This window comes from Streptomyces sp. NBC_01498 (assembly GCF_036327775.1).
Classification (GTDB): domain Bacteria; phylum Actinomycetota; class Actinomycetes; order Streptomycetales; family Streptomycetaceae; genus Streptomyces.
Genome location: NZ_CP109598.1, coordinates 4,906,819 through 4,927,502 on the forward strand (window position 1 = coordinate 4,906,819; position 20,684 = coordinate 4,927,502).

The window sequence follows — 20,684 nt, forward strand, 5'->3', positions numbered from 1 at the left end:
TCTCACTCCCTGCGGCCTCTGTTTCCCGGGCGCTTGGCCACCCAGGCGCGGACGGAATCGGCGTACCAGAAGGGCTTGCCGTTCTCCACGTGGTCCGGCGGCGGAAGCAGACCGTGCTTGCGGTACGAACGGACGGTGTCCGGCTGTACCCGGATGTGTGCGGCGATTTCCTTGTAGGACCAGAGACTTCTGTCCGTCATGCGGGGCACCTCCCTGCGCCGGCCGCAGCGGCGGCCGGGGGGCCGTCTGGAGAGCTGCGACGAGGACGCTGGTGATCACTGAGCCTGTGCCCCTTTGAACGACGCAGAGTGACGACGGGGGAGGGTCTGTCGCGCCCCTGTGACGGAAAACCCGTGTAATGGAGACATGCGTGACGTCAGGAGGATGTCTGTCACAGAATCATGTCATGGGAGACATCTGCGCCTCTGGCCCAATTGTTCGACGGGAGCGCCGGGTTACGCGCCGCACGAGCGCAGGAAACGGCGCGTCCGCTCGGCGATCGGGTAGGGCTTGTCGGGCGGACAGGGATACATGTCCTGTTCCACGATGGCGAAGAGATCGACGTCCAGTTTCCGCGCGGCCTTCAGCACCGGCTCCAGCGCGGGCACTCCGCCCGGCGGCTCACACATCACCCCCCGCCCCACGGCCGGCCCGAACGGAATCCCCCCGGCGACGACCTCCGCGAGGATCTCCGGATCCACCTGCTTGAGGTGCAGATAGCCGATCCGCTCCCCGTAGGTCTCGATCAGCCTGACGCTGTCCCCACCGCAGTACGCGTAGTGCCCGGTGTCCAGGCACAGCGACACCAGGGCCGGATCGGTCGCGTCCAGGAAACGGCTGACGTTGTCCTCGTCGTCGATATGGGTGTCGGCGTGCGGGTGGACCACGATCGTCAGCCCGAAGCGGTCCCGCACCTCCCGGCCGAGACGCTCGGTCTGGGTGGTCAGATCACGCCACTGCGCGGCGGTCAGCTCCCGGTCCTCCAGGACCTGACCCGTCTTGTCGTCACGCCAGAAGGACGGGATGACCACCAGGTGGTCGGCGCCCATCGCCCGGGTCAGGGCCGCGATGTCCGCGACATGCGCCCAGGTGCTGTCCCACACCGCCGGCCCGTGGTGCAGCCCGGTGAACACCGTGCCCGCCGAGACCTTCAGACCGCGCGCGGCCGTCTCCTCGGCGAGGCGGGCCGGATCGGTCGGGAGGTAGCCGTACGGGCCGAGCTCGATCCACTCGTACCCGGCCAGCGCCACCTCGTCGAGGAAACGCCGCCACGGCACCTGCCGCGGATCGTCGGGAAACCACACGCCCCAGGAGTCGGGGGCCGACCCGACCCTGATGCGGTTCGGCGGGGGCACGGAGGAGGTCATACGGGCAGCCTCCCGGCCGTCCGAGAAGAGTGTCAAGCGTTCGTCCGAATGTAAGGACAAAACGTTGACAGGGTCGGGAGAGACCACTACACCTGGGGTCGGCCGTCGAAACGAGGGGACACGTATGCCGGAGCCGTACGACGTGATCACCATGGGGCGGATCGGCGTGGACCTCTATCCGCTGCGTGTCGGAGTCCCGCTGGCGCAGGTCGACACCTTCGGGAAGTTCCTCGGCGGCTCGGCGACGAACGTGGCGGTGGCCGCCGCCCGGCTCGGCCGCCGCACCGCGGTCATCACCCGCACCGGGCGGGACGCGTTCGGCGACTATCTCCACCACGCCCTGCGGGAGTTCGGCGTGGACGACCGGTGGGTGACCCCGGTCGACCGGTGGCCCACGCCCGTGACGTTCTGCGAGATCTTCCCCCCGGACGACTTCCCGCTCTACTTCTACCGGCAGCCCAAGGCACCCGACCTGGAGATCCACCCGGACGAACTGGACCTGGACGCCGTCCGGGCCGCGCGCATCTTCTGGATGACGGGCACCGGCCTGTGCGAGGAGCCCAGCCGGACGGCCACGCTGACGGCCCTGAGCGCACGCGGCGAGGAGCGGCGCCCGTCCGGGCGCGGCCCCGGAAACGCCGTCACCGTCTTCGACCTGGACTGGCGCCCCATGTTCTGGCGGGCACCGGCCGACGGCCCCGGCGGCGCTCCCGACGCCCGCGGCGATCAGCGGGCGCTGATGGCGGCGGCCCGGCCCCTGTACGCGCGCGCCCTGCGCCACGCCACCGTCGCCGTGGGCAATCTGGACGAGTGCGAAGTCGCCGTCGGCGAGCGCGAACCGTACGCCGCCGCCCAGGCCCTGCTGGCCGCCGGACCCGAACTGGCCGTCGTCAAGCAGGGACCAGCGGGAGTCCTCGCCGTGCACCGCGACGGCACCACCGCCGAGGTGCCCCCCGTCCCCGTGGAGGTCGTCAACGGCCTCGGCGCCGGGGACGCCTTCGGCGGCGCCCTCTGCCACGGCCTGCTGTCCGGCTGGGACCTGGAGCGCTGCATGCGCTACGCCAACGCCGCCGGCGCCATCGTCGCCGCCCGGCTCGCCTGTTCCTCCGCGATGCCGTACCCCCGGGAAGTCGCCCAGGTCCTCGCCGGCGGCCCGGTCCCCACCCCGGGAACACCCCCACCGGACGCCGCCCGGTGACCCGGGTCGACGCGTCGGAGCTGGTCCGGCTCCGTACGCACCGCCCCGAGGCGATCGCCGAGGCCGCCGCCCGCCGCGCCCGCCGCCCCCTGCTGCGCCGCGGCGGCCGGCTGATGATCGTGGCGGCCGACCACCCGGCCCGTGGCGCCCTCGCCGTCGGCAACCGCCGGCTCGCCATGGCCAACCGTGTCGACCTGCTGGAACGGCTCTGCCTCGCGCTCTCCCGGCCCGGCGTCGACGGCGTCCTCGCCACCGCCGACATACTCGACGACCTGCTGCTCCTCGGTGCCCTGGAGGACCGGGTGGTCGTCGGCTCGATGAACCGGGGCGGTCTGGCCGGCGCCTCCTTCGAACTGGACGACCGCTTCACCGGCCACCGCCCCGAGGACATCGCCCGGCTCGGCTTCGACGCGGGCAAGCTGCTCCTGCGCGTCGACTACGAGGACCCCCGCTCGGCGGACACCCTCCTGTCGGCCGCCCGCGCCGTGGACGCCATGGCGGAGCGCCGACTGCCGGTCTTCGTCGAGCCGTTCCTCTGCCACCGCAGGGACGGACGGCTCACCAACGACCTGACGGCCGAGGCGGTCACCCGCTCCATCGCCATCGCCTCCGGCCTCGGCGGCACCTCGGCGTACACCTGGCTGAAACTGCCCGTCACCGACGATCCCGACGACATGGCACGGGTGATGGAGACGTCCACCCTGCCCGCCGTGCTGCTCGGTGGCGAGATCGGCGACAACCAGGAGGCGGCGTACGAGAAGTGGCGCCGGGCGCTGCGGCTGCCCACGGTGCAGGGCCTGGTGGTGGGGCGTTCGCTCCTCTATCCGGTGGACGGGGACGTCGCGGCGGCCGTCGACACCGCCGTGAGCCTCCTCTGACGGCACACCCGCACGGCGCAGACGGAGCGGGGCGCGGGGGAGCAGGGGAGCGGACGAAGGACGCGGCGGGAGTAGGCGGACACGCGGAGGGAAACGGATCGACCATGACGACGGGCAGCGACACCGGCGACACCGGCACGGACGGCATGTCCGGCACGTTCGGCACGGACACGGGCTCCGACGGGGAGCTCCTGGAACGGCACGTGCGCGCGGGCCGCACGGCGAACGGACCGTACGCGCTCGACATCGAACCGCGACGGGCCGGCTGGCACCACAGCACCCTGCGCGTCCTCGACCTGCCGCCCGGTGGTACACACACGCTGGACAGCGGTGACAGCGAGTGGATCGTGCTTCCGCTCAGCGGCGGTTGTACGGTGCACACCGACGGCGAGATCTTTGAACTGCTGGGCAGAGCAAGCGTGTTCAGCTCGGTCACGGACTTCGCGTACGTACCGCGTGACGCCCACGCCCAGATCGCCTCCGGTGCGGGGGGCCGCTTCGCCCTGGCAGGAGCGAAGTGCGAGCGACGACTCCCCGCTCGCTACGGCTCCGCACCGGAGGTTCCGGTGGAACTGCGGGGCAGCGGCAACTGCTCCCGCCAGGTGAACAACTTCGCCGCCGCCGACACGTTCGACTGCGACCGGCTCATCGCCGTCGAGGTGCTCACCCCCGGCGGCAACTGGTCCTCCTACCCGCCGCACAAGCACGACGAGCACCACCCCGGCGTCGAGTCCGTGCTGGAGGAGATCTACTACTTCGAGATCGAGGACGGCGGCCTCGGCTACCACCGCGTCTCACCCTCCCGGCCCGGCGGCACCGACGTGCTCGCCGAGGTCCGCACCGGCGACACCGTCCTCGTCCCGGACGGCTGGCACGGCCCGTCCGTCGCCGCCCCCGGCCGCGCCATGTACTACCTCAACGTGATGGCGGGACCCGGCCCGGCCAGGGAGTGGCTGATCCGCGACCACCCCGACCACGGCTGGATCCGGGACACCTGGGCGGGCCAGGCGGTCGATCCACGGCTGCCGATGTACGAGGCCCCGCCGAGTCGCCCTCCTTATGAGGACTCGACCACGGACTCGACCACGGACAAGGACGAGGAGACCCCCCGATGAGTACGCGCCGCCTCACCGTGGCCCAGGCACTGATCGCCTTCCTGTCCCGCCAGTACACCGAACGCGACGGCAACCGCCGCCGGCTGATCGACGCCACCTGGGGCATCTTCGGCCACGGCAACGTGGCGGGCATCGGCCAGGCCCTCGTCCAGGCCGGCCCCGACATGCCCTACTACCAAGGCCGCAGCGAACAGGCCATGGTGCACGCCGCCGTCGGCTACGCCCGGCAGCGCAACCGCCTCGCCACCCACGCCGTCACCACCTCCATCGGCCCCGGCGCCACCAACCTCGTCACCGGCGCCGCCCTCGCCACCGTCAACCGGCTGCCCGTGCTGCTGCTCCCCGGCGACATCTTCGCCACCCACCCCGCCGACCCCGTCCTCCAGCAGCTCGAAGTGCCCCACGCCGGCGACATCTCCGTCAACGACGCGCTGCGCCCCGTCTCCGCGTACTTCGACCGCGTCACCCGCCCCGAGGCCCTCGTCCCGGCCGCGCTCGCCGCCATGCGGGTCCTCACCGACCCCGCCGAGACCGGAGCGGTCACCCTCGCCCTGCCGCAGGACGTCCAGGCGGAGGCGTACGACTGGCCGGAGGCGTTCTTCGCCGAACGGGTCTGGCGCGTCCGCAGGCAGGGCCCCGACCCGTACGAACTCGCCGACGCCGCCGAGGCGATCCGCGCCGCCCGCCGCCCGCTCCTCGTCGCGGGCGGCGGAGTCCACCACAGCGCGGCCGAGGACGCGCTCGCCGCCCTCGTGACGGCCACCGGCATCCCCGTCGCCTCCACCCAGGCCGGCAAGGGCTCGCTGCGCCACGACCACCCGGCGGACGTCGGCGGCATCGGCCACACCGGCACCGCCACCGCCGACGAACTGGCCCGCACCGCCGACCTGGTGATCGGCGTCGGCACCCGCTGGTCCGACTTCTCCACTGCCTCGGCGACCCTCTTCACGAACCCGGCCGTCCGCTTCCTCAACATCAACGTCACCGGCTTCGACGCCCACAAACTGGCCGCCGCGCCCCTGGTCGCCGACGCCCGCACCGCCCTCGTGGAGCTGACCGCGGCCCTCGCGGGCCACCGCGTGGACGCCGCCTACGCCACCGAGTACGCCGACGACAAGGAACGCTGGGAGCACCGGGTCGACGCCGCGTTCGACACCTCCGAGGACCTCCTGCGCCCCACCCAGCCGCAGGTCCTCGGACTGCTCGACGCACTCGTCACCGACGAGGACATCGTCGTCAACGCCGCCGGATCGCTCCCCGGCGACCTCCACAAACTGTGGCGCTCCCGCTCCCGCGACCAGTACCACGTCGAGTACGGCTACTCCTGCATGGGTTACGAGATCCCGGCCGCGATCGGTGTGATGCTCGCCGACCCCGGGCGCCCCGTCTGGGCACTGGTCGGCGACGGCACCTACCTGATGAACCCCACCGAGATCGTCACCGCCGTCCAGGAGCGTCTCCCCCTGAAGCTGGTGATTCTCCAGAACCACGGTTACGCGTCGATCGGCGGTCTCTCGGAGTCCGTCGGCGCGGAACGGTTCGGTACGGCGTACCGCTACCGGGAGGCCGACACCGTCGGCTCGCCGACGTACACCGGCGACCCGCTCCCCGTCGACCTCGCCGCCAACGCGGCCTCGCTCGGGATGCGCGTGCTGCGTGCCAAAACCATCCGTGACCTGCGCGAAGCCCTCGCTGTCGCGCGCGCGTCCGACGTGCCCACATGTGTCTACACGGAGACCGAAACGGCAGACACAGTGTCGGGCGCGCCTCCCGCCCAGGCGTGGTGGGATGTTCCCGTGGCGCAGACGGCGACCCGCGCGGCGGCCGTCACGGCACGCGAGCAGTACGACCGCGAGGCGGCGGCCCGCCGCCGCCACCTCTGACCCGGTTCACCCCCCGTGCCGACGGACCCGAAGGAGCAGGCAATGAAGACTGTCGACCACTGGATCGGTGGCAGGACCGTCGAGGGCACCTCGGGCAACTGGGGCCAGGTCACCGACCCGGCGACCGGCGCGGTCACCACCCGGGTCGCGCTCGCCTCCGCCGAGGAGGTGGACGCGGCGGTCACGGCGGCGAAGGCCGCGTACACGACCTGGGGCACGTCCTCCCTCTCCGCCCGCACCGGCGTCCTGTTCGCCTACCGCGCGCTGCTCGACGCGCACCGCGACGACATCGCCGCGCTGATCACCGCCGAACACGGCAAGGTCCACTCCGACGCGTTGGGCGAGGTGGCGCGCGGACTGGAGATCGTCGAACTGGCCTGCGGGATCACCACGCAGCTCAAGGGGGAACTGTCGACGCAGGTCTCCCAGCGGGTCGACGTCTCGTCGATCAGGCAGCCGCTGGGCGTCGTCGCGGGCATCACCCCGTTCAACTTCCCCGCGATGGTGCCGATGTGGATGTTCCCGCTGGCCATCGCCTGCGGCAACACCTTCGTACTGAAGCCGAGCGAGAAGGACCCCTCGCCGGCGAATCTGCTGGCCGAACTCATCGCCGAGGCAGGGCTGCCGGACGGCGTGCTCAACGTCGTCCACGGCGACCGGGTGGCCGTCGACTCGCTCCTGACCCACCCGGACGTCGCGGCGGTGTCCTTCGTAGGCTCCACGCCCGTCGCCCGCCACATCCACACGACCGCGTCGGCCCACGGCAAGCGCGTCCAGGCGCTCGGCGGCGCCAAGAACCACATGCTGGTGCTGCCGGACGCCGACCTGGACGCGGCGGCGGACGCGGCCGTCTCGGCGGCGTACGGCTCCGCCGGGGAACGCTGCATGGCGATCTCGGCGGTCGTCGCGGTCGGGGCGATCGGCGACGAACTGGTCCAGAAGATCCGCGAACGCGCCGAGAAGATCACCATCGGCCCCGGCACCGACCCGGCCTCCGAGATGGGCCCGCTGATCACGGCGGCCCACCGCGACAAGGTGGCCTCGTACGTGACGGGCGCCGCCGCGCAGGGCGCCGAGGTCGTCCTGGACGGCACGGGCCTGCGTGTCGACGGCTTCGAGAACGGCCACTGGATCGGCCTGTCGCTCCTCGACCACGTCCCGACCGACTCCGACGCCTACCGCGACGAGATCTTCGGCCCGGTGCTGTGCGTCCTGCGGGCGGAGACGTACGACGAGGGCGTCGCCCTCATCAACGCCTCCCCCTACGGCAACGGCACGGCCGTCTTCACCCGAGACGGCGGCGCCGCCCGCCGCTTCCAACTGGAGGTGGAGGCGGGCATGGTGGGCGTGAACGTGCCGATCCCGGTGCCGGTGGGCTACCACTCCTTCGGCGGCTGGAAGGACTCGCTCTTCGGCGACCACCACATCTACGGCAACGACGGCGTGCACTTCTACACCCGCGGCAAGGTCGTCACCACCCGCTGGCCGGACCCGGCGGACGCCCCGACGGGCGTGGACCTGGGCTTCCCCCGCAACCACTGACCCACCCACGCCACGCCACCACGGGCGGCCCGCCCGGCAGTTCCGTGCCGCGCGGGCCGCCGTCCACCTACCGGGCCTCGTGGAAGCGGGAGTTGAGGCGCGGCTCCGCGCGCGTCCGGTGGAACCCCGTTCTGTGAAGCAGGCGCGCCGTGCGCGTCGAGTTCTCGCCATGCTGTGGGCCCAGGACGGGCGGAGCGGCAGTATGGAAGGCATGACGGACATGGTGAACTCGGCCCAGGCCGCTGCGTGGAACGGCTACGAGGGCAAGCACTGGGCGGAACACCAAGATCGGTACGACAATCTTAACGATGCCGCCAATGCTCCGCTGCTCGAAGCGGCAGGCATAAGGGAGGGCGACCGCCTCCTCGACGTGGGGTGCGGCAACGGACGGGTCGCGCGGCTCGCGGCGCGACGCGGGGCGCGGGCCGTCGGGATAGATCTGTCGGCGCCCATGCTGGCGCGGGCCAGGGAGAGCGCCGCGGCGGAGGGCATCGAGGACCTGACGTTCGTCCAGGGCGACGCCCAGGTGCACGACTTCGAGGAGGCGTCCTTCGACATCGCCGTGAGCCGCTTCGGGGTGATGTTCTTCGCCGATCCCGCCGCCGCGTTCCGCAACATCGGACGGGCGTTACGGCCCGGCGGACGGCTCGCCTTCGTCTGCCCGCAGTCCTTCAGCCTCATGGACCAGGCCGTGATCTTCGCCGCCATCGGTACGCAGGTCACCCTGCCCGCCCTCCACGACGACAGCAGGCACCAGCCCGCCTCCTTCGCCGATCCCGCGCACACCGAACGGGTGCTCGGCGAGGCGGGGTTCAAGGGCATCGGGCTCCGGGCCCTGGCGCTGACCCAGCACTGGGGCAAGGACGCCTCCGACGCCTCGGCCTTCCTGATGGGCTGGGGCCCTCTTCAGCACTGGCTCGCGGAGGCCGAGGCCGACGAGCGGACGCGCACCCGCGTGCACGACGCCGCCACGGAGGCGTTCCACGCCTTCGAGACCCGGCAGGGCGTACGGCTGACCAGCCGCCTCTGGCTCGTCACCGCCGAGCGCCCGTGAGCCAAGGACACCCCCGGGGCGCACGGGGCCTACACCTTCGGGAACTCCCAGGTCAGCATGGCGAAGTGCCCCTCGTCCCGGGCCCCGGCCGACCGGTAGGTCGCCAGCGCCGGTTCGTTGTCGGTGTCCACACCCACCCACATGTCGTAGCAGCCGCGCTCGCGCGCGACCGCCGCCAGCGCGTCGACCAGCCCCCGCCCGATGCCACGCCGGCGGTACGGCTCGTCCACCGCCAGTTCGTACAAGCACATCTCCACACCCTTGTCCGGATGCAGCATCTCGATTCCGGAGACGAATCCGGCCGGGATTCCGTCGGCATAGGCGATCAGCAGCAGATGCCCCGGCGCGGCCAGAAAACGCTCCGCCCACTCCCGCCGGGCCGGACCGTCGTACAGATGCTGCGCGGCGACGAGTTCGCCCACCGTCGTCGCCCGGCGGATCTCCATGTCCGTCATACGGCCTCGCTTCTCCTCGACCGTGGCCCGTCACCCGTGCCCCCTCGCGCGGGCACGTCGGCGCCGCACCTCAGGGGCCCGTGTACCGCGCCTGGTGTATGCCGACGCTACCCCGTACTCCTCAAGGAGGCCCCTGAGTTCCGACCGGCGTCCACACGGACGGCCCACGGGGCCGTTTAGGGTTAAATCATGGAGATCCCCACCCCCCGACGGCCACGGCCGCGCACACGATGGCTCGCGGGCGCGGCCGCCGCCGTGCTGCTCCTCGGCGCCGGAACCTGGACCGCGGTCGCCTCGGACGGCGCGCCCACCGTGCACCGGGCCGACCGGATCATGGAGATGCCCGGCGCCCGGATCGACACCTCGTACTTCACCGCCGGAGACGACGACCGCCGCAGGCCCGCCGTCCTGCTCGGCCACGGCTTCGGCGGCAGCAAGAACGACGTACGCGCCCAGGCCGAGAAGCTCGCGCGTGACGGGTTCGCCGTACTGACCTGGTCGGCGCGGGGGTTCGGGAAGTCCACCGGCACCATCGGACTCAACGACCCGGCCCACGAGGTCGAAGACGTCTCCCGGATGATCGACTGGCTCGCCGAGCGCCCCGAGGTCCAGCGCGATGCCGAGGGCGACCCACGTGTCGGTATGACCGGAGCCTCCTACGGAGGTGCCATCTCCCTGCTCGGCGCCGGCCACGACCCGCGCGTCGACGCCATCGCCCCCGTGATCACCTACTGGAATCTCGCCGACTCCCTGTTCCCCGAAGGCGTCTTCAAGAAGCTCTGGGCCGGGGTCTTCTTCACCACCGGCGGCGGCTGCGACACCTTCGAGAAGCAACTCTGCGAGATGTACGAGCGGGTCGCCGTCGCCGGAAAGCCCGACGCCGCCGCCGAACAGCTCCTGGAGGAGCGGAGCCCGTCCGCCGTCGGCGACCGGATCAAGGTCCCCGCGCTGATCATCCAGGGCCAGACCGACTCCCTCTTCCCCCTCGCCCAGTCCGACGCCATGGCGAAAACGATCAAGGCCAACGGCGCTCCCGTCGCCGTGGACTGGATGGCGGGCGGTCACGACGGCGGGAACGCCGAGACCACCCGCATCGAGAGCCGTATCTCCGCCTGGTTCGACCACTACCTCACCAAGGACGCCGGTGCCGACACCGGGCCCGCGTTCCGCGTCACCCGGACCGGAGGCGTCGATTCCACCGACGGGCGGGCGACGTTGCGCGGAGCGAGCCGCGACAGCTATCCCGGACTGCGCAGCGGGACGACGGCGGTCCCGCTCTCCGGACGTACCCAGACGTTCGGCAACCCGGCCGGGGCGAGCCCGCCGGCCATCTCCAGCGTGCCGGGCGTCGGCGCCGGACTGTCCCAACTCTCCTCGTTCGGCATGGGCCTCGCCCTCGACCACCCCGGACAGTCCGCCCGCTTCGACTCCCGGCCGCTCGACCGGCCCCTCCAGATCACCGGCTCACCGACCGTCCGGGTCACCGTCGGCTCCGACACCGGGGAAGCGGTCCTCTTCGGCAAGGTCTACGACGTCGGGCCCGACGGCCGGCGCCAGGTGCTGCCCTCCCAACTCGTCGCACCGGTGCGGATCGACGGACTCGAGAACGGCGGCAGGACCGTCGAACTGACCCTGCCCGCCATCGACCACCAGGTGGAACCGGGGCACCGGCTGCGCGTCGTCCTCGCCTCCACCGACCTCGCCCACGCCTCACCCGTCACACCCGCCACCTATACCGTCGCGCTGGACGGCGAACTGTCCGTCCCCACCGCGCCCGGCCTGGCCACGGCCACAGCCACCCTCGCCTGGTGGGTGTGGGGCCTGCCCCTGGCGGGCGTGGCGATCGCGGGCGCGCTGCTGTTCACCGCGCGCCGCCGGGTCGGCGCACCGGCGCCCGATCCGGCACTGGCCGACGTCCCACTCCAGATCACGGACCTGTCGAAGCGCTATGCCAAGTCCGTCGACCGCTACGCCGTACGGGACCTCTCCTTCCGGGTCGAGCGGGGACAGGTGCTCGGACTCCTCGGGCCGAACGGCGCGGGCAAGACCACGACCCTGCGCATGCTGATGGGGCTCATCACCCCCGATGCCGGTGAGATCCGGGTCTTCGGGCACGCCATCAGGCCCGGCGCCCCGGTGCTGTCCCATGTCGGAGCCTTCGTGGAGGGCGCGGGCTTCCTGCCCCATCTGTCCGGGCGCGACAACCTGGAGCTGTACTGGCAGGCCACCGGCCGCCCCGCCGAGGACTCCCACATCGAGGAGGCCCTGGAGATCGCCGGGCTCGGCGACGCCCTCGCCCGCGCCGTGCGCACCTACTCCCAAGGCATGCGACAGCGCCTCGCGATCGCCCAGGCCATGCTCGGTCTGCCGGACCTCCTCATCCTGGACGAGCCGACCAACGGCCTCGACCCGCCGCAGATCCGTGAGATGCGGGACGTGATGATCCGTTACGCGGCGGCCGGACGGACCGTGATCGTCTCCAGCCATCTCCTCTCCGAGGTCGAACAGACCTGTACGCATCTGGTCGTCATGGATCGCGGCCGGCTCGTGCAGGCGGGGCCCGTCGCCGAGATCACCGGCTCCGGTGACACCGTGCTCGTCACCACCGCAGGGGAGGTGCCCGAACCCGTCGTCGAGAAGATCGGCTCGCTGCCCGGTATCGGGTCCGCCATCCGTACGGACGAGGGACTGCTGGTACGGCTCGACGGCGCCGACACCAACACCCTGGTCACCGAACTCGTCCGGCTCGATGTGACATTGACCGGCGTCGGACCGCACCGCCGCCTGGAGGACGCCTTCCTCACTCTCATCTCTGGAGCCTCCGCATGAGCGCGCTGACCGAATCCGCTCCGGGCTACCGGGCGGGCCGCACCCTGCCGCTCCGGGTCGAACTCGTACGACAGCTCAAGCGCAGACGGACCCTCGCGATGGGCGCGGTGCTCGCGATCCTGCCCTTCGTCATGATCGTGGCCTTCGCCATCGGCGGGACTCCGGGCTCCGACGGCGACGGGGACGGGGATGGTGGCGGACGGCTGAACCTGATGGACACCGCGACGGCGTCCGGGGCCAACTTCGCCGCCGTGTGCCTGTTCGTCTCGGCCGGTTTCCTGCTGGTCGTGCCCGTCGCGCTGTTCTTCGGCGACACCGTGGCCTCCGAGGCGAGCTGGTCGTCGCTGCGCTATCTGCTGGCCGCTCCGGTGCCCCGCGCCCGGCTGCTGTGGAGCAAGCTGGCCGTCGCGATGCTCATGAGCCTGGCGGCGATGGTGCTGCTGCCGGTCGTGGCGCTGGCGGCGGGCACGGCCGCGTACGGCTGGGGGCCACTGGCGCTGCCCACCGGAGGGTCCCTGGGTACGGCGGAGGCCGTGCCGAGGCTGGCGCTCGTGATCGCGTTCATCTTCGTCTCCCAACTGGTCACCGGAGGTCTGGGCTTCTGGCTCTCCACGAAGACCGACGCCCCGCTCGGCGCGGTCGGCGGCGCGGTCGGGCTGACGATCATCGGCAGCGTGCTCGACCAGGTCACGGCGCTCGGGACCTGGCGGGACTTCCTGCCCGCGCACTGGCAGTTCGCGTGGGCGGACGCGCTCCAGCCCCAGCTGGAGTGGAGCGGCATGCTGAAGGGCTCGGCGATCTCCGTGACATACGCGCTGGTGCTCTTCGCGCTCGCGTTCCGGAACTTCTCCCGCAAGGACATCGTGAGTTGAGCCCCTGAGACAGGCCCCCGGTCGCACGGCAGGGTCCGTCGGGGCGGCGCCCTGAGCCGGCCGCCTCCCGGCGGCAGTCACAGCCAGCCCCGGCGAGCCGCTTCCGCCCCCGCGCGGAAGCGGCTCGTCGTGCCGAGCGCGGTCAGCAGTTCACCCACCCGTCTGCTGTACGTACGGGGTGACATACCGAGCCGGGCCGCCGCCGCCTCGTCGGTGAGCCCGCACAACAGGGCGTCGAGCACGGGCCGCAAGTGAGGGGACAGGGTGTCGGCCTCGGGCGCGGAACCCTGATGGGGCACAGTGTCGACCGGCGCCGGGCCCGGCGAGGACCCGCCCGCCGAACCGTCCGCCGGGTGCCCCGTCAGGGGAAGCTCCTCGCCGCTGTCCCACCAGTGCTGATGGATACGGACCAGGGCCCCGACGACGACCGGGTCCCGGATCAGCAGCAGCCCGTTGAAGTGGAAGTCGAAGTCCAGGGGAAGCGCGGCCGTCGTACGGTCCACGAGGACCATCTTGAACGGGATCGACTCCGTCTGCCGTGCTCCACGGGCGAGCGCGCGCAGTTCGTACGGCAGCCCCGCCAGGCCACGACGCGGCACGATCCGGCGGACCGTGAGCGGAACCGCGGGCAGCGGAGCCGTCCCGGCGACGGACCTCAGCCCGGCACCCGCACCCGTACCGGCACCCGCACCGTGTCCAACACCGGGGCCCTGCCCGGCACCCGGCCCGGCGCGTGGGCCCGGACCGGCACCCGAACCCGGGCCGGAGCCCGCGCGGGTCTCGGGCCGCGCCTCCGGGTCCGCCCGTTCCGCGACCGCGCGGACGCACGCGTGGGCGAACTCCACGAAGGGCAAGGGCAGCCCCTTCCCCGGTGAACTGCCCGGATCGTCGAACGTCAGCAACTCGCGACGCGCGGAACGCACGAGCGCCGCCAGCGCGGCGGCGACCTGATGGGTGCCGCGGACCGGCCGGCTCGCCGGTCGGAGACTCTCCACCGCGTCCCCCCGCAGTGCGCTTCTCGGTAGCGCCGACCTGTTCAGCACGGAGCCAGGAACATGTGCCACGGCTGACCACCCCCGCCATCCCCTCGGAGCCGTACGCCACTCCATGTACTCATGAGACTGCGTACCGTGACAAGTGAAGTTCGGTGAGTGGCGACTCCATGCCAATCGCGTCGCCCCACGAATCAACGGCAACAGTCCGCCCACCACGTCACGCGGAGCCGGCCGGCGTGGCGGGTGCGGAAGGACAACTCCCCTTCTCCGTTGCCGCATTGAGATTCATCCGCAATGTCCCGTCGCGATCCCACAGACCCCCTCGTACGTCACATTCACACGTGGCGGAGAAACCAGGGGGGACCATGAAGCAGCTGACGAGGCTGTCGAAGCTGACGAAACCAAGGACAAGGACGCAACCGCACCCGAAGGCGTACCGAGCCGCGACGGCCGTGCTGCTGGCGGGCGGCCTGCTGCTCACCGGCTGCTCGGCTGGGGACGCCGCGGACTCGAACAAGTCCGCAGAACGATCGGCCATCGGCGGCGGGCCCGGCGCGGACGGCGGACCCGGATCCGGTCCGGGAACCGCGGGCCCCGCCGACCGCGCCGAAGAGGGCGGGGGACAGCCGGACGGCGAAGAGAAGAAGCGCGACACGGCGGATGAGGGGGAGTTCGCGCCGGAACCGGACTACCTGTCGACCTTTGCCCTGGACGTCGACACCGCCTCCTACGGATACGCGCTCCGTACGCTCGGCGAGGGCCGGCTGCCGGATCCCGCCACCGTACGGCCGGAGGAGTTCGTCAACAGCTTCCGCCAGGACTACGAACCGCCCGAGGGCGACGGCTTCTCCGTCACGGTGGACGGCGCGGCGGCGCCCGGCGCGGACGACGACTGGTCGCTGCTGCGCGTCGGTCTCGCCACCCGACCGGCCGACCACGCGGGCCAACGCCCGCCCGCGGCGCTCACGTTCGTGATCGACATCTCCGGGTCGATGGCCGAGCCCGGCCGCCTCGACCTCGTCAAGCAATCACTCGGCATCCTTACGGACGAACTGCGCGGCGACGACTCGATCGCCCTGGTCACCTTCAGTGAGGAGGCGGAGACCAGGCTGCCGATGACGCGTGTCGGCGACAGCCGCGCACGCATCCGCGACGTGATCTCGGAGCTGGCACCGGCCCGGTCGACCAACGTCGGGGCGGGCGTCGAGACCGGTTACGCCGAGGCCGTCGACGGCCTCCGGAAGGGCGCCACCAACCGCGTCGTCCTGCTGTCCGACGCGCTCGCCAACACCGGCGAGACGGAGGCGGACGTGATCCTCGAACACGTCGCGGAGGCCCGGGAGGAGCACGGCATCACCCTGTTCGGTGTCGGCGTCGGAAGCGACTACGGCGACGCCCTGATGGAACAGCTCGCCGACAAGGGCGACGGGCACACGACGTACGTCTCGAACAGGAAGCAGGCCAGGAAGGTCTTCGTCGACCAGCTCCCCATGAGCCTCGACCTGCGTGCCAGGGACGCCAAGGCGCAAGTGGCGTTCGACAGGGACACGGTGGAGCGGTTCCGGCTGATCGGCTACGAGAACAGGGCCGTCGCGGACGAGGACTTCCGTAACGACGGCGTCGACGGCGGCGAGGTCGGGCCTGGGCACACGGTGACGGCGCTGTACGCGGTCAAGCTGCGGCCCGGTGCGAGTGGCCAGGTGGCGAAGGCCACGGTGCGCTGGCTCGACCCCGGGACCCGGGCGCCCCGCGAGCGGTCGGGCTCGGTCGGTGCGAGCGCGGTCGACGGGCGGCTCTGGGGCGACGCGAAGCCCCGGCTCCAGGTCACCGCCGTCGCCGCGTACTTCGCCGAGGCACTGCGCGGCGGCCGGGCGCCGGGGGACGACGGCGATGCGCGGGAGAGCGCGCTTCCCACCGCGCCCGGTCTCGGTGAACTGGAGGAGCGGGCAAGGGTGTTGGCCGACGCCACGGAGGACCGGTCGGTGGCGGACCTGGCGGAGGCCATCGACAGGGCGGACCGCGCCCGGGACTGACCGCGAGGGCCGGGACCGGGACGGCTCGGGCACCGGAACGGCTCGGGGCCCGGCCCCGAACCGTCCCGGCCCGGCCCCGAACAAGGCGCGGGGAGGACGTGGCGCGGCACGGCGGGCGCCCGGGGGAAGCCCCGGCGGAAACGCCGCTGCGCCCGCCCTCCCCACGAGCCATGATGGGTGGCATGGCCACCGTCCTGCTCGCGCTCGCCGTCGTCTCCACCGGTCTGTACGCCGGCATCATGCTCATCTTCCTGACCGGGATCATGCCCGCGATGGCCCGGCTCACGGACAGTCAGTTCGTGACCGCCATGCGCCGTGTCAACGAGGAGGTCCCGCGCGGACTGTTCCTGGCGGTGTTCCTCGCCGTCGTGGCCTTCCCGGCCGCCGCGCTCGCCGTGCCCGTCGACGGCCGCTCGGACACCGACCGGTGGCTGCTGCTGGGCGGCCTGGTCTGCGTGGTCCTCAACCACCTCGTGACCGTCGCGGGCAACATCCCGCTCAACAACGCCCTGGCGGCCTCCGAGACCTCGCCGGAGATCCACCCCGACAGCGTGGTCCGCGCGGCCTTCGAGCGCCGCTGGAACCGCCTCCACGCCGTCCGCACGGTTCTCGCCGTCGGGGGCTTCGCGCTGATCGTCAGTGCCTCGCTGTCGTGACCGTGAACAGCCCCACGGTCTCCCGCCGGCTCGTGACCTCCGTGAAACCGGCCCGCCGGGCCCACTGCTCGGCCAGTTCCACGGGACGGCACGTCATCTCCCACAGGGCGCCCTCCCGGTTCGGCAGGACGTTCGCGATGAACTCCAACTGAGGGTGCCGGGTCTGGGTGGTGAAGACCAGCACCCCGCCCGGAGCGAGCATCCCGCGCAGCCGGGCGACGGACGCCTCGATGACGGAGTCGTCCAGCAGCAGCTCGTAGAGCCCCGACACCACGACGACGTCGGGCGCGTGCGGGAGGGGCGCGGGGTCGAGGGCGTCCCCGTACGCGTACGAGATCCCCGTCAGGCCCCGCTCGGCCGCCCGGCGCTCACCCTGTGCGAGCCCGGCGCGGTCCAGGTCCCGGCACGCGACCTGGACCGCGCCGGGCGGGTACTCCGGAAGCAGGTCCTGGAGGTAGCGTCCCGGACCCGACGCCACGTCCAGCACCCGCACCGGCCCCTCGGGCCGTTCGGCGCCCGCGCGCAGCGCGATCTCCTTACGGAGGACGTCCTTCAGCAGTTCGCGGCGGGCCCGGATGGCACGCCAGCCGACGGCGTTCAGATAGACGCGGTCGATGAGATGCCCCACAAGGGGGAAGCCGCCTGCCTTGTTGACGTACACGTAGTCCAGCATCTGGCCGCTGTCGAAGCCGTGCCGGTACCCGATGCGGATGCCGGTGCTCGCGCGGCCGAGAGTGCCGAGGACGGCCCGCGTCACGGCCCAACGGGCGCGGTTCACCGGGCCGTTCCGGGGCCGGGACACCGGGCGCCGGTCACCCCCGGGGTGCGGGGCGTTGGCCGTCTTCGCCCTGGCGGTCTTCGCGTCGGTGGTCTTCATCCTGCTCGTGCCGCCCGTGCTCGTGCTGCCCGTCTGTGTGCCGCTCGTCTTCGTCATGCGGATCAGGGTCGTCCCGGAGCGCGGGCCTCGGTATCCGTGCGGCTACTCGGGCGGCGGATGAGTAGTTCTGCGTACGCTCCCCCCGAACCCGAACCCGAACCCGAACCCGCACATCGGCACCGACCAGCCCCACCGCCACACAGACCACGCCGACCACACCGATCGCACAGACCACAACGACCGCACCGACCGGCCCGACACCCGGCCGTTCCGGAGGACAGGGAAGCCATGCCTGAGACGGACGACGCACCCGTGATCGTGAGCAGCGCACCGGGTTCCTTCGCGAGGAGCGTGCTGGCCGAGCGACATCCCGCGCTCATCCGGCAGGTCCGGGACGCCTTCCCGTGGCCCCCGGAACGGCACCGTGCCCTCGACGCGCTGCTCAGCTCCTGCACGGAGGGCGTCATCGAACCGCTGGAGCCCGGCGCGCACGACCGTGAGCAGTGGGACACCTGGAGCGCCGAGTACGTCGGCCGGTCCTGGTTCGACGTGCCGTTCCTGTGGTCCGAGAGTTACTTCTATCGCCGGCTTCTCGCCGCCCTCCGCTACTTCGAGCCCGGCCCCTGGCAGGGCATCGACCCGTTCGCGCCGTTCAAGCGGGCGGAGTTGAGCGGACCGCTCGTGGACGACGAACTCGCGGCGCTGGACGCGCTCGCCCCCCGCCCGGCCGAGGAGCGGGCCGCCGCGTACCTCCGGGGCTCGCTCTGGGGCAATCGCGCGGACCTCGGTTTCACGGCCGGTTCGCGGGATTCCGGGGGCGCCACCGCCGTCGACGCCCCGCCGCCCCTCGTCGCCGACGACAGCGCCGCTCTCTGGTCGCTGCTGCCCGAAGGCGGGCCCTCCGCCGGTACGCGGACTGTCCACCTCGTCGCCGACAACGCGGGCCGCGAGCTCATCCCCGACCTGCTCCTCGTCGACCACCTGCTGACGACCGACCGCGCGGACGGCGTCGTCCTGCACGTGAAGCCGTATCCGTACTACGTCTCCGACGCCACCACGGCCGACGTCGTGGACTGCGCGCGCCGTGTCGTGCGGGCGCCCGGGAGGGCGGGGGAAGCGGGCGCACGGCTCTGGGCCGCGATGGGCGACGGGCGGCTCACCGTACGGACGCACGGTTTCTTCTGCGCGCCGTTCGGGTACGACGCGATGCCCGCCGATCTGCGGGAGGAGTTCACGGGCGCCGCCCTGACGATCGTGAAGGGCGACCTCAACTACCGCCGTCTCGTGGGTGACCGGCTCTGGCCGCCCACCACGTCCTTCGCCGAGCGGACGGCCCACTTCCCGGGACCGGTGGCCGCCTTGCGTACCCTGAAGTCCGACGTGATCGTCGGCCTCACCCCGCGCATCGTGGCGCGGCTCGAAGAAGAGGCGGGCGCCGGCGCGAGCGGGTCGTGGCGGACGAGCGGGACACACGGCCTCGTCCAGGTCCGGCCCTGACCGTCCACCGACGCCCCGGGGCGATCCAGGCGGGCAGCCGAACGAACCGGCGGACGAACACCCAGGGCGCACGAACAAGACGCACGAACAAGGCGCACGAACAAGCGGACGTTCGAGCGACGAACCAACCCCGGAGGCAGGTGTCATGGCGCTCCAGATCAGCGCGACCAACCCGGAGCAGCCGGCCGTGCTCCTCGACCTCCCCTGGAGCATCCCGCTCGAAGAGTGGCCCGACGACTGCCTGGTGGCGCTCCCGCGCGGCATCTCACGCCATGTCGTACGGTTCGCGGCGGCCGGGTCCGAGGTGCTGGCAGTCAAGGAGATCGCCGAGCGCCCGGCGGTGCGCGAGTTCGGCCTGCTGAGGGATCTGCACCGGCTGGGCATACCGGCGGTCGACCCGGTCGCGGTGGTGACGGGGCGCGTCGGCGCCGACGGCACCCCGCTGGAGTCCGCCCTGATCACCCGGCACCTCAAGGGCTCCCTGCCGTACCGGTCGATGTTCGAGTCGACCATGCGCCCCAGTACGGTCAACCGCCTCATGGACGCGCTCGCCGTCCTCCTGGTGAGGCTGCATCTGGCGGGCTTCGCCTGGGGCGACTGCTCGCTGTCCAACGCGCTCTTCCGGCGCGACGCGGGCGCGTACGCCGCGTATCTCGTGGACGCCGAGACCGGCCAGATCCAGCAGGCGCTCAGCCGGGGCCAGCGCGACTACGACATAGAGCTGGCGCGCGTGAACATCGCCGGGGAGCTGATGGACCTGGAGGCGTCCGGTTCGCTCCATCCGTCCGTCGACCCGGTGCCGTTCGGGGCGGCGATCGTCAGGCGCTACGAGGATCTGTGGCACGAGTTGACGCGGGAGTCCGTCTACCCGGTCGACAAACGCCACTACATCGACCGCCGGATCCGCCGGCTCAACGAACTGGGTTTCGATGTGGCGGAGATGCAGATGGAGCGGTCGCCGAGGGGCGACACCGTCACCTTCGTACCGAAGGTGGTCGACGCGGGGCACCACCAGCGCCAACTGCTCCGGCTGACGGGCCTGGACGCGGAGGAGAACCAGGCGCGGCGCCTGCTCAACGACCTGGAGAGCTGGATGGCCGGCCAGGACGACTACGTGCCGGGCGACCCGCTGGGCGCCCGCCCGGAGGTCCTGGCGCACCGCTGGGTGCGCGACGTGTTCCGGCCGACCGTGCGGGCCGTACCGCTGGAGCTGCGCGGCAGGGCGGACGCGGCGCAGATCTACCACGAGGTGCTGGAACACCGGTGGTACCTGTCCGAGCGCGCGGGGCACGACGTGGGCCGGGACGCGACGATCGAGGACTACGTCTCCACCGTCCTGCCGCACCCCGAATCCGTGACTGTTCCGGAGGCGGGACGGTCCACCGCCCCGGACTTGTGAGCGCTTCGGACACGTGAGGGATCCGGGACGTACG

The 20,684-nt window shown here is 72.0% G+C and carries 18 protein-coding genes; 13 read left to right on the plus strand and 5 right to left on the minus strand.

Annotated elements, in window-relative coordinates:
- Positions 1-2 precede the first annotated feature (2 nt).
- Both OG875_RS21010 and OG875_RS21015 read right to left on the minus strand, forming a co-directional pair.
- Complete coding sequence (locus OG875_RS21010) at positions 3-200, minus strand: helix-turn-helix transcriptional regulator (RefSeq protein ID WP_330175763.1); 198 nt, start codon at positions 198-200, stop codon at positions 3-5.
- A 255-nt stretch (positions 201-455) separates the two neighbouring features.
- Entirely contained in the window at positions 456-1,367 is a 912-nt protein-coding gene (locus tag OG875_RS21015) for a sugar phosphate isomerase/epimerase family protein (protein WP_330175764.1), read from the minus strand.
- Between the two features lie 124 nt (positions 1,368-1,491).
- Here OG875_RS21015 and iolC point away from each other — a divergent pair, with 124 nt between their 5' ends.
- From iolC to OG875_RS21045, 6 genes are all read left to right on the plus strand, one after another.
- The gene (gene iolC / locus OG875_RS21020; RefSeq protein ID WP_330175765.1) at positions 1,492-2,565 is read left to right on the plus strand and encodes a 5-dehydro-2-deoxygluconokinase; all 1,074 of its coding nucleotides are present in this window, start codon (positions 1,492-1,494) and stop codon (positions 2,563-2,565) included.
- Complete coding sequence (locus OG875_RS21025; RefSeq protein WP_330175766.1) at positions 2,562-3,443, plus strand: Cgl0159 family (beta/alpha)8-fold protein; 882 nt, start codon at positions 2,562-2,564, stop codon at positions 3,441-3,443. The genes iolC and OG875_RS21025 overlap by 4 nt, the downstream gene beginning before the upstream one ends.
- Before the next feature lie 146 nt (positions 3,444-3,589).
- Complete coding sequence (gene iolB, locus OG875_RS21030; RefSeq protein ID WP_330177839.1) at positions 3,590-4,558, plus strand: 5-deoxy-glucuronate isomerase; 969 nt, start codon at positions 3,590-3,592, stop codon at positions 4,556-4,558.
- Positions 4,555-6,441 carry a 3D-(3,5/4)-trihydroxycyclohexane-1,2-dione acylhydrolase (decyclizing) gene (gene iolD / locus OG875_RS21035; protein ID WP_330175767.1) on the plus strand — a complete coding sequence of 629 codons (1,887 nt, stop codon included), beginning with the start codon at positions 4,555-4,557 and terminating at the stop codon, positions 6,439-6,441. The genes iolB and iolD overlap by 4 nt, the downstream gene beginning before the upstream one ends.
- Before the next feature lie 42 nt (positions 6,442-6,483).
- Positions 6,484-7,983, plus strand: coding sequence for a CoA-acylating methylmalonate-semialdehyde dehydrogenase (locus tag OG875_RS21040; protein WP_330175768.1), 1,500 nt, complete (start codon positions 6,484-6,486; stop codon positions 7,981-7,983).
- 211 nt (positions 7,984-8,194) lie between these two features.
- A complete protein-coding gene (locus OG875_RS21045; protein ID WP_330175769.1) occupies positions 8,195-9,037 on the plus strand; it encodes a class I SAM-dependent methyltransferase in 843 nt (280 codons plus the stop codon).
- Positions 9,038-9,066: 29 nt separating this feature from the next.
- Here the strand turns inward: OG875_RS21045 and OG875_RS21050 are convergent, their stop codons facing one another.
- Positions 9,067-9,483 (minus strand): GNAT family N-acetyltransferase, encoded by a 417-nt coding sequence (locus OG875_RS21050; protein WP_330177840.1) that lies wholly within the window; start codon positions 9,481-9,483, stop codon positions 9,067-9,069.
- Positions 9,484-9,681: 198 nt separating this feature from the next.
- On the opposite strand from OG875_RS21050, the gene OG875_RS21055 reads away from it, so the two are divergent.
- Positions 9,682-12,321: an alpha/beta fold hydrolase gene (locus OG875_RS21055; RefSeq protein WP_330175770.1), complete on the plus strand. Its 2,640-nt coding sequence runs from the start codon at positions 9,682-9,684 to the stop codon at positions 12,319-12,321.
- The gene (locus OG875_RS21060) at positions 12,318-13,193 is read left to right on the plus strand and encodes an ABC transporter permease (protein ID WP_330175771.1); all 876 of its coding nucleotides are present in this window, start codon (positions 12,318-12,320) and stop codon (positions 13,191-13,193) included. The genes OG875_RS21055 and OG875_RS21060 overlap by 4 nt, the downstream gene beginning before the upstream one ends.
- Before the next feature lie 77 nt (positions 13,194-13,270).
- Here OG875_RS21060 and OG875_RS21065 read toward each other — a convergent pair whose 3' ends face one another.
- Positions 13,271-14,188, minus strand: a complete 918-nt coding sequence (locus tag OG875_RS21065; RefSeq protein WP_330175772.1) for a DNA-binding response regulator — start codon at positions 14,186-14,188, stop codon at positions 13,271-13,273.
- 365 nt (positions 14,189-14,553) lie between these two features.
- On the opposite strand from OG875_RS21065, the gene OG875_RS21070 reads away from it, so the two are divergent.
- Both OG875_RS21070 and OG875_RS21075 read left to right on the plus strand, forming a co-directional pair.
- Positions 14,554-16,221: a vWA domain-containing protein gene (locus OG875_RS21070; protein WP_330175773.1), complete on the plus strand. Its 1,668-nt coding sequence runs from the start codon at positions 14,554-14,556 to the stop codon at positions 16,219-16,221.
- A 182-nt stretch (positions 16,222-16,403) separates the two neighbouring features.
- Positions 16,404-16,877, plus strand: coding sequence for an anthrone oxygenase family protein (locus OG875_RS21075; protein ID WP_330175774.1), 474 nt, complete (start codon positions 16,404-16,406; stop codon positions 16,875-16,877).
- Here the strand turns inward: OG875_RS21075 and OG875_RS21080 are convergent.
- Positions 16,858-17,655, minus strand: coding sequence for a class I SAM-dependent methyltransferase family protein (locus OG875_RS21080; RefSeq protein WP_330175775.1), 798 nt, complete (start codon positions 17,653-17,655; stop codon positions 16,858-16,860). The genes OG875_RS21075 and OG875_RS21080 overlap by 20 nt on opposite strands.
- 55 nt (positions 17,656-17,710) lie before the next feature.
- On the opposite strand from OG875_RS21080, the gene OG875_RS21085 reads away from it, so the two are divergent.
- From OG875_RS21085 to OG875_RS21095, 3 genes are all read left to right on the plus strand, one after another.
- Positions 17,711-17,875 carry a hypothetical protein gene (locus OG875_RS21085; RefSeq protein ID WP_330175776.1) on the plus strand — a complete coding sequence of 55 codons (165 nt, stop codon included), beginning with the start codon at positions 17,711-17,713 and terminating at the stop codon, positions 17,873-17,875.
- Positions 17,876-18,042: 167 nt separating this feature from the next.
- The gene (locus OG875_RS21090; protein ID WP_330175777.1) at positions 18,043-19,251 is read left to right on the plus strand and encodes a damage-control phosphatase ARMT1 family protein; all 1,209 of its coding nucleotides are present in this window, start codon (positions 18,043-18,045) and stop codon (positions 19,249-19,251) included.
- Between the two features lie 145 nt (positions 19,252-19,396).
- Positions 19,397-20,650, plus strand: coding sequence for a DUF4032 domain-containing protein (locus tag OG875_RS21095; protein WP_330175778.1), 1,254 nt, complete (start codon positions 19,397-19,399; stop codon positions 20,648-20,650).
- Positions 20,651-20,684 lie beyond the last annotated feature (34 nt).

Bases quoted from the DNA above. Each gene is read 5' to 3' on its own strand.
- OG875_RS21010 (WP_330175763.1), bottom strand. From the start codon at position 200: ATGACGGACAGAAGTCTCTGGTCCTACAAGGAAATCGCCGCACACATC.
- OG875_RS21015 (WP_330175764.1), bottom strand. From the start codon at position 1,367: ATGACCTCCTCCGTGCCCCCGCCGAACCGCATCAGGGTCGGGTCGGCC.
- iolC (WP_330175765.1), top strand. From the start codon at position 1,492: ATGCCGGAGCCGTACGACGTGATCACCATGGGGCGGATCGGCGTGGAC.
- iolB (WP_330177839.1), top strand. From the start codon at position 3,590: ATGTCCGGCACGTTCGGCACGGACACGGGCTCCGACGGGGAGCTCCTG.
- iolD (WP_330175767.1), top strand. From the start codon at position 4,555: ATGAGTACGCGCCGCCTCACCGTGGCCCAGGCACTGATCGCCTTCCTG.
- OG875_RS21040 (WP_330175768.1), top strand. From the start codon at position 6,484: ATGAAGACTGTCGACCACTGGATCGGTGGCAGGACCGTCGAGGGCACC.
- OG875_RS21045 (WP_330175769.1), top strand. From the start codon at position 8,195: ATGACGGACATGGTGAACTCGGCCCAGGCCGCTGCGTGGAACGGCTAC.
- OG875_RS21050 (WP_330177840.1), bottom strand. From the start codon at position 9,483: ATGGAGATCCGCCGGGCGACGACGGTGGGCGAACTCGTCGCCGCGCAG.
- OG875_RS21055 (WP_330175770.1), top strand. From the start codon at position 9,682: ATGGAGATCCCCACCCCCCGACGGCCACGGCCGCGCACACGATGGCTC.
- OG875_RS21060 (WP_330175771.1), top strand. From the start codon at position 12,318: ATGAGCGCGCTGACCGAATCCGCTCCGGGCTACCGGGCGGGCCGCACC.
- OG875_RS21070 (WP_330175773.1), top strand. From the start codon at position 14,554: ATGAAGCAGCTGACGAGGCTGTCGAAGCTGACGAAACCAAGGACAAGG.
- OG875_RS21075 (WP_330175774.1), top strand. From the start codon at position 16,404: ATGGCCACCGTCCTGCTCGCGCTCGCCGTCGTCTCCACCGGTCTGTAC.
- OG875_RS21090 (WP_330175777.1), top strand. From the start codon at position 18,043: ATGCCTGAGACGGACGACGCACCCGTGATCGTGAGCAGCGCACCGGGT.
- OG875_RS21095 (WP_330175778.1), top strand. From the start codon at position 19,397: ATGGCGCTCCAGATCAGCGCGACCAACCCGGAGCAGCCGGCCGTGCTC.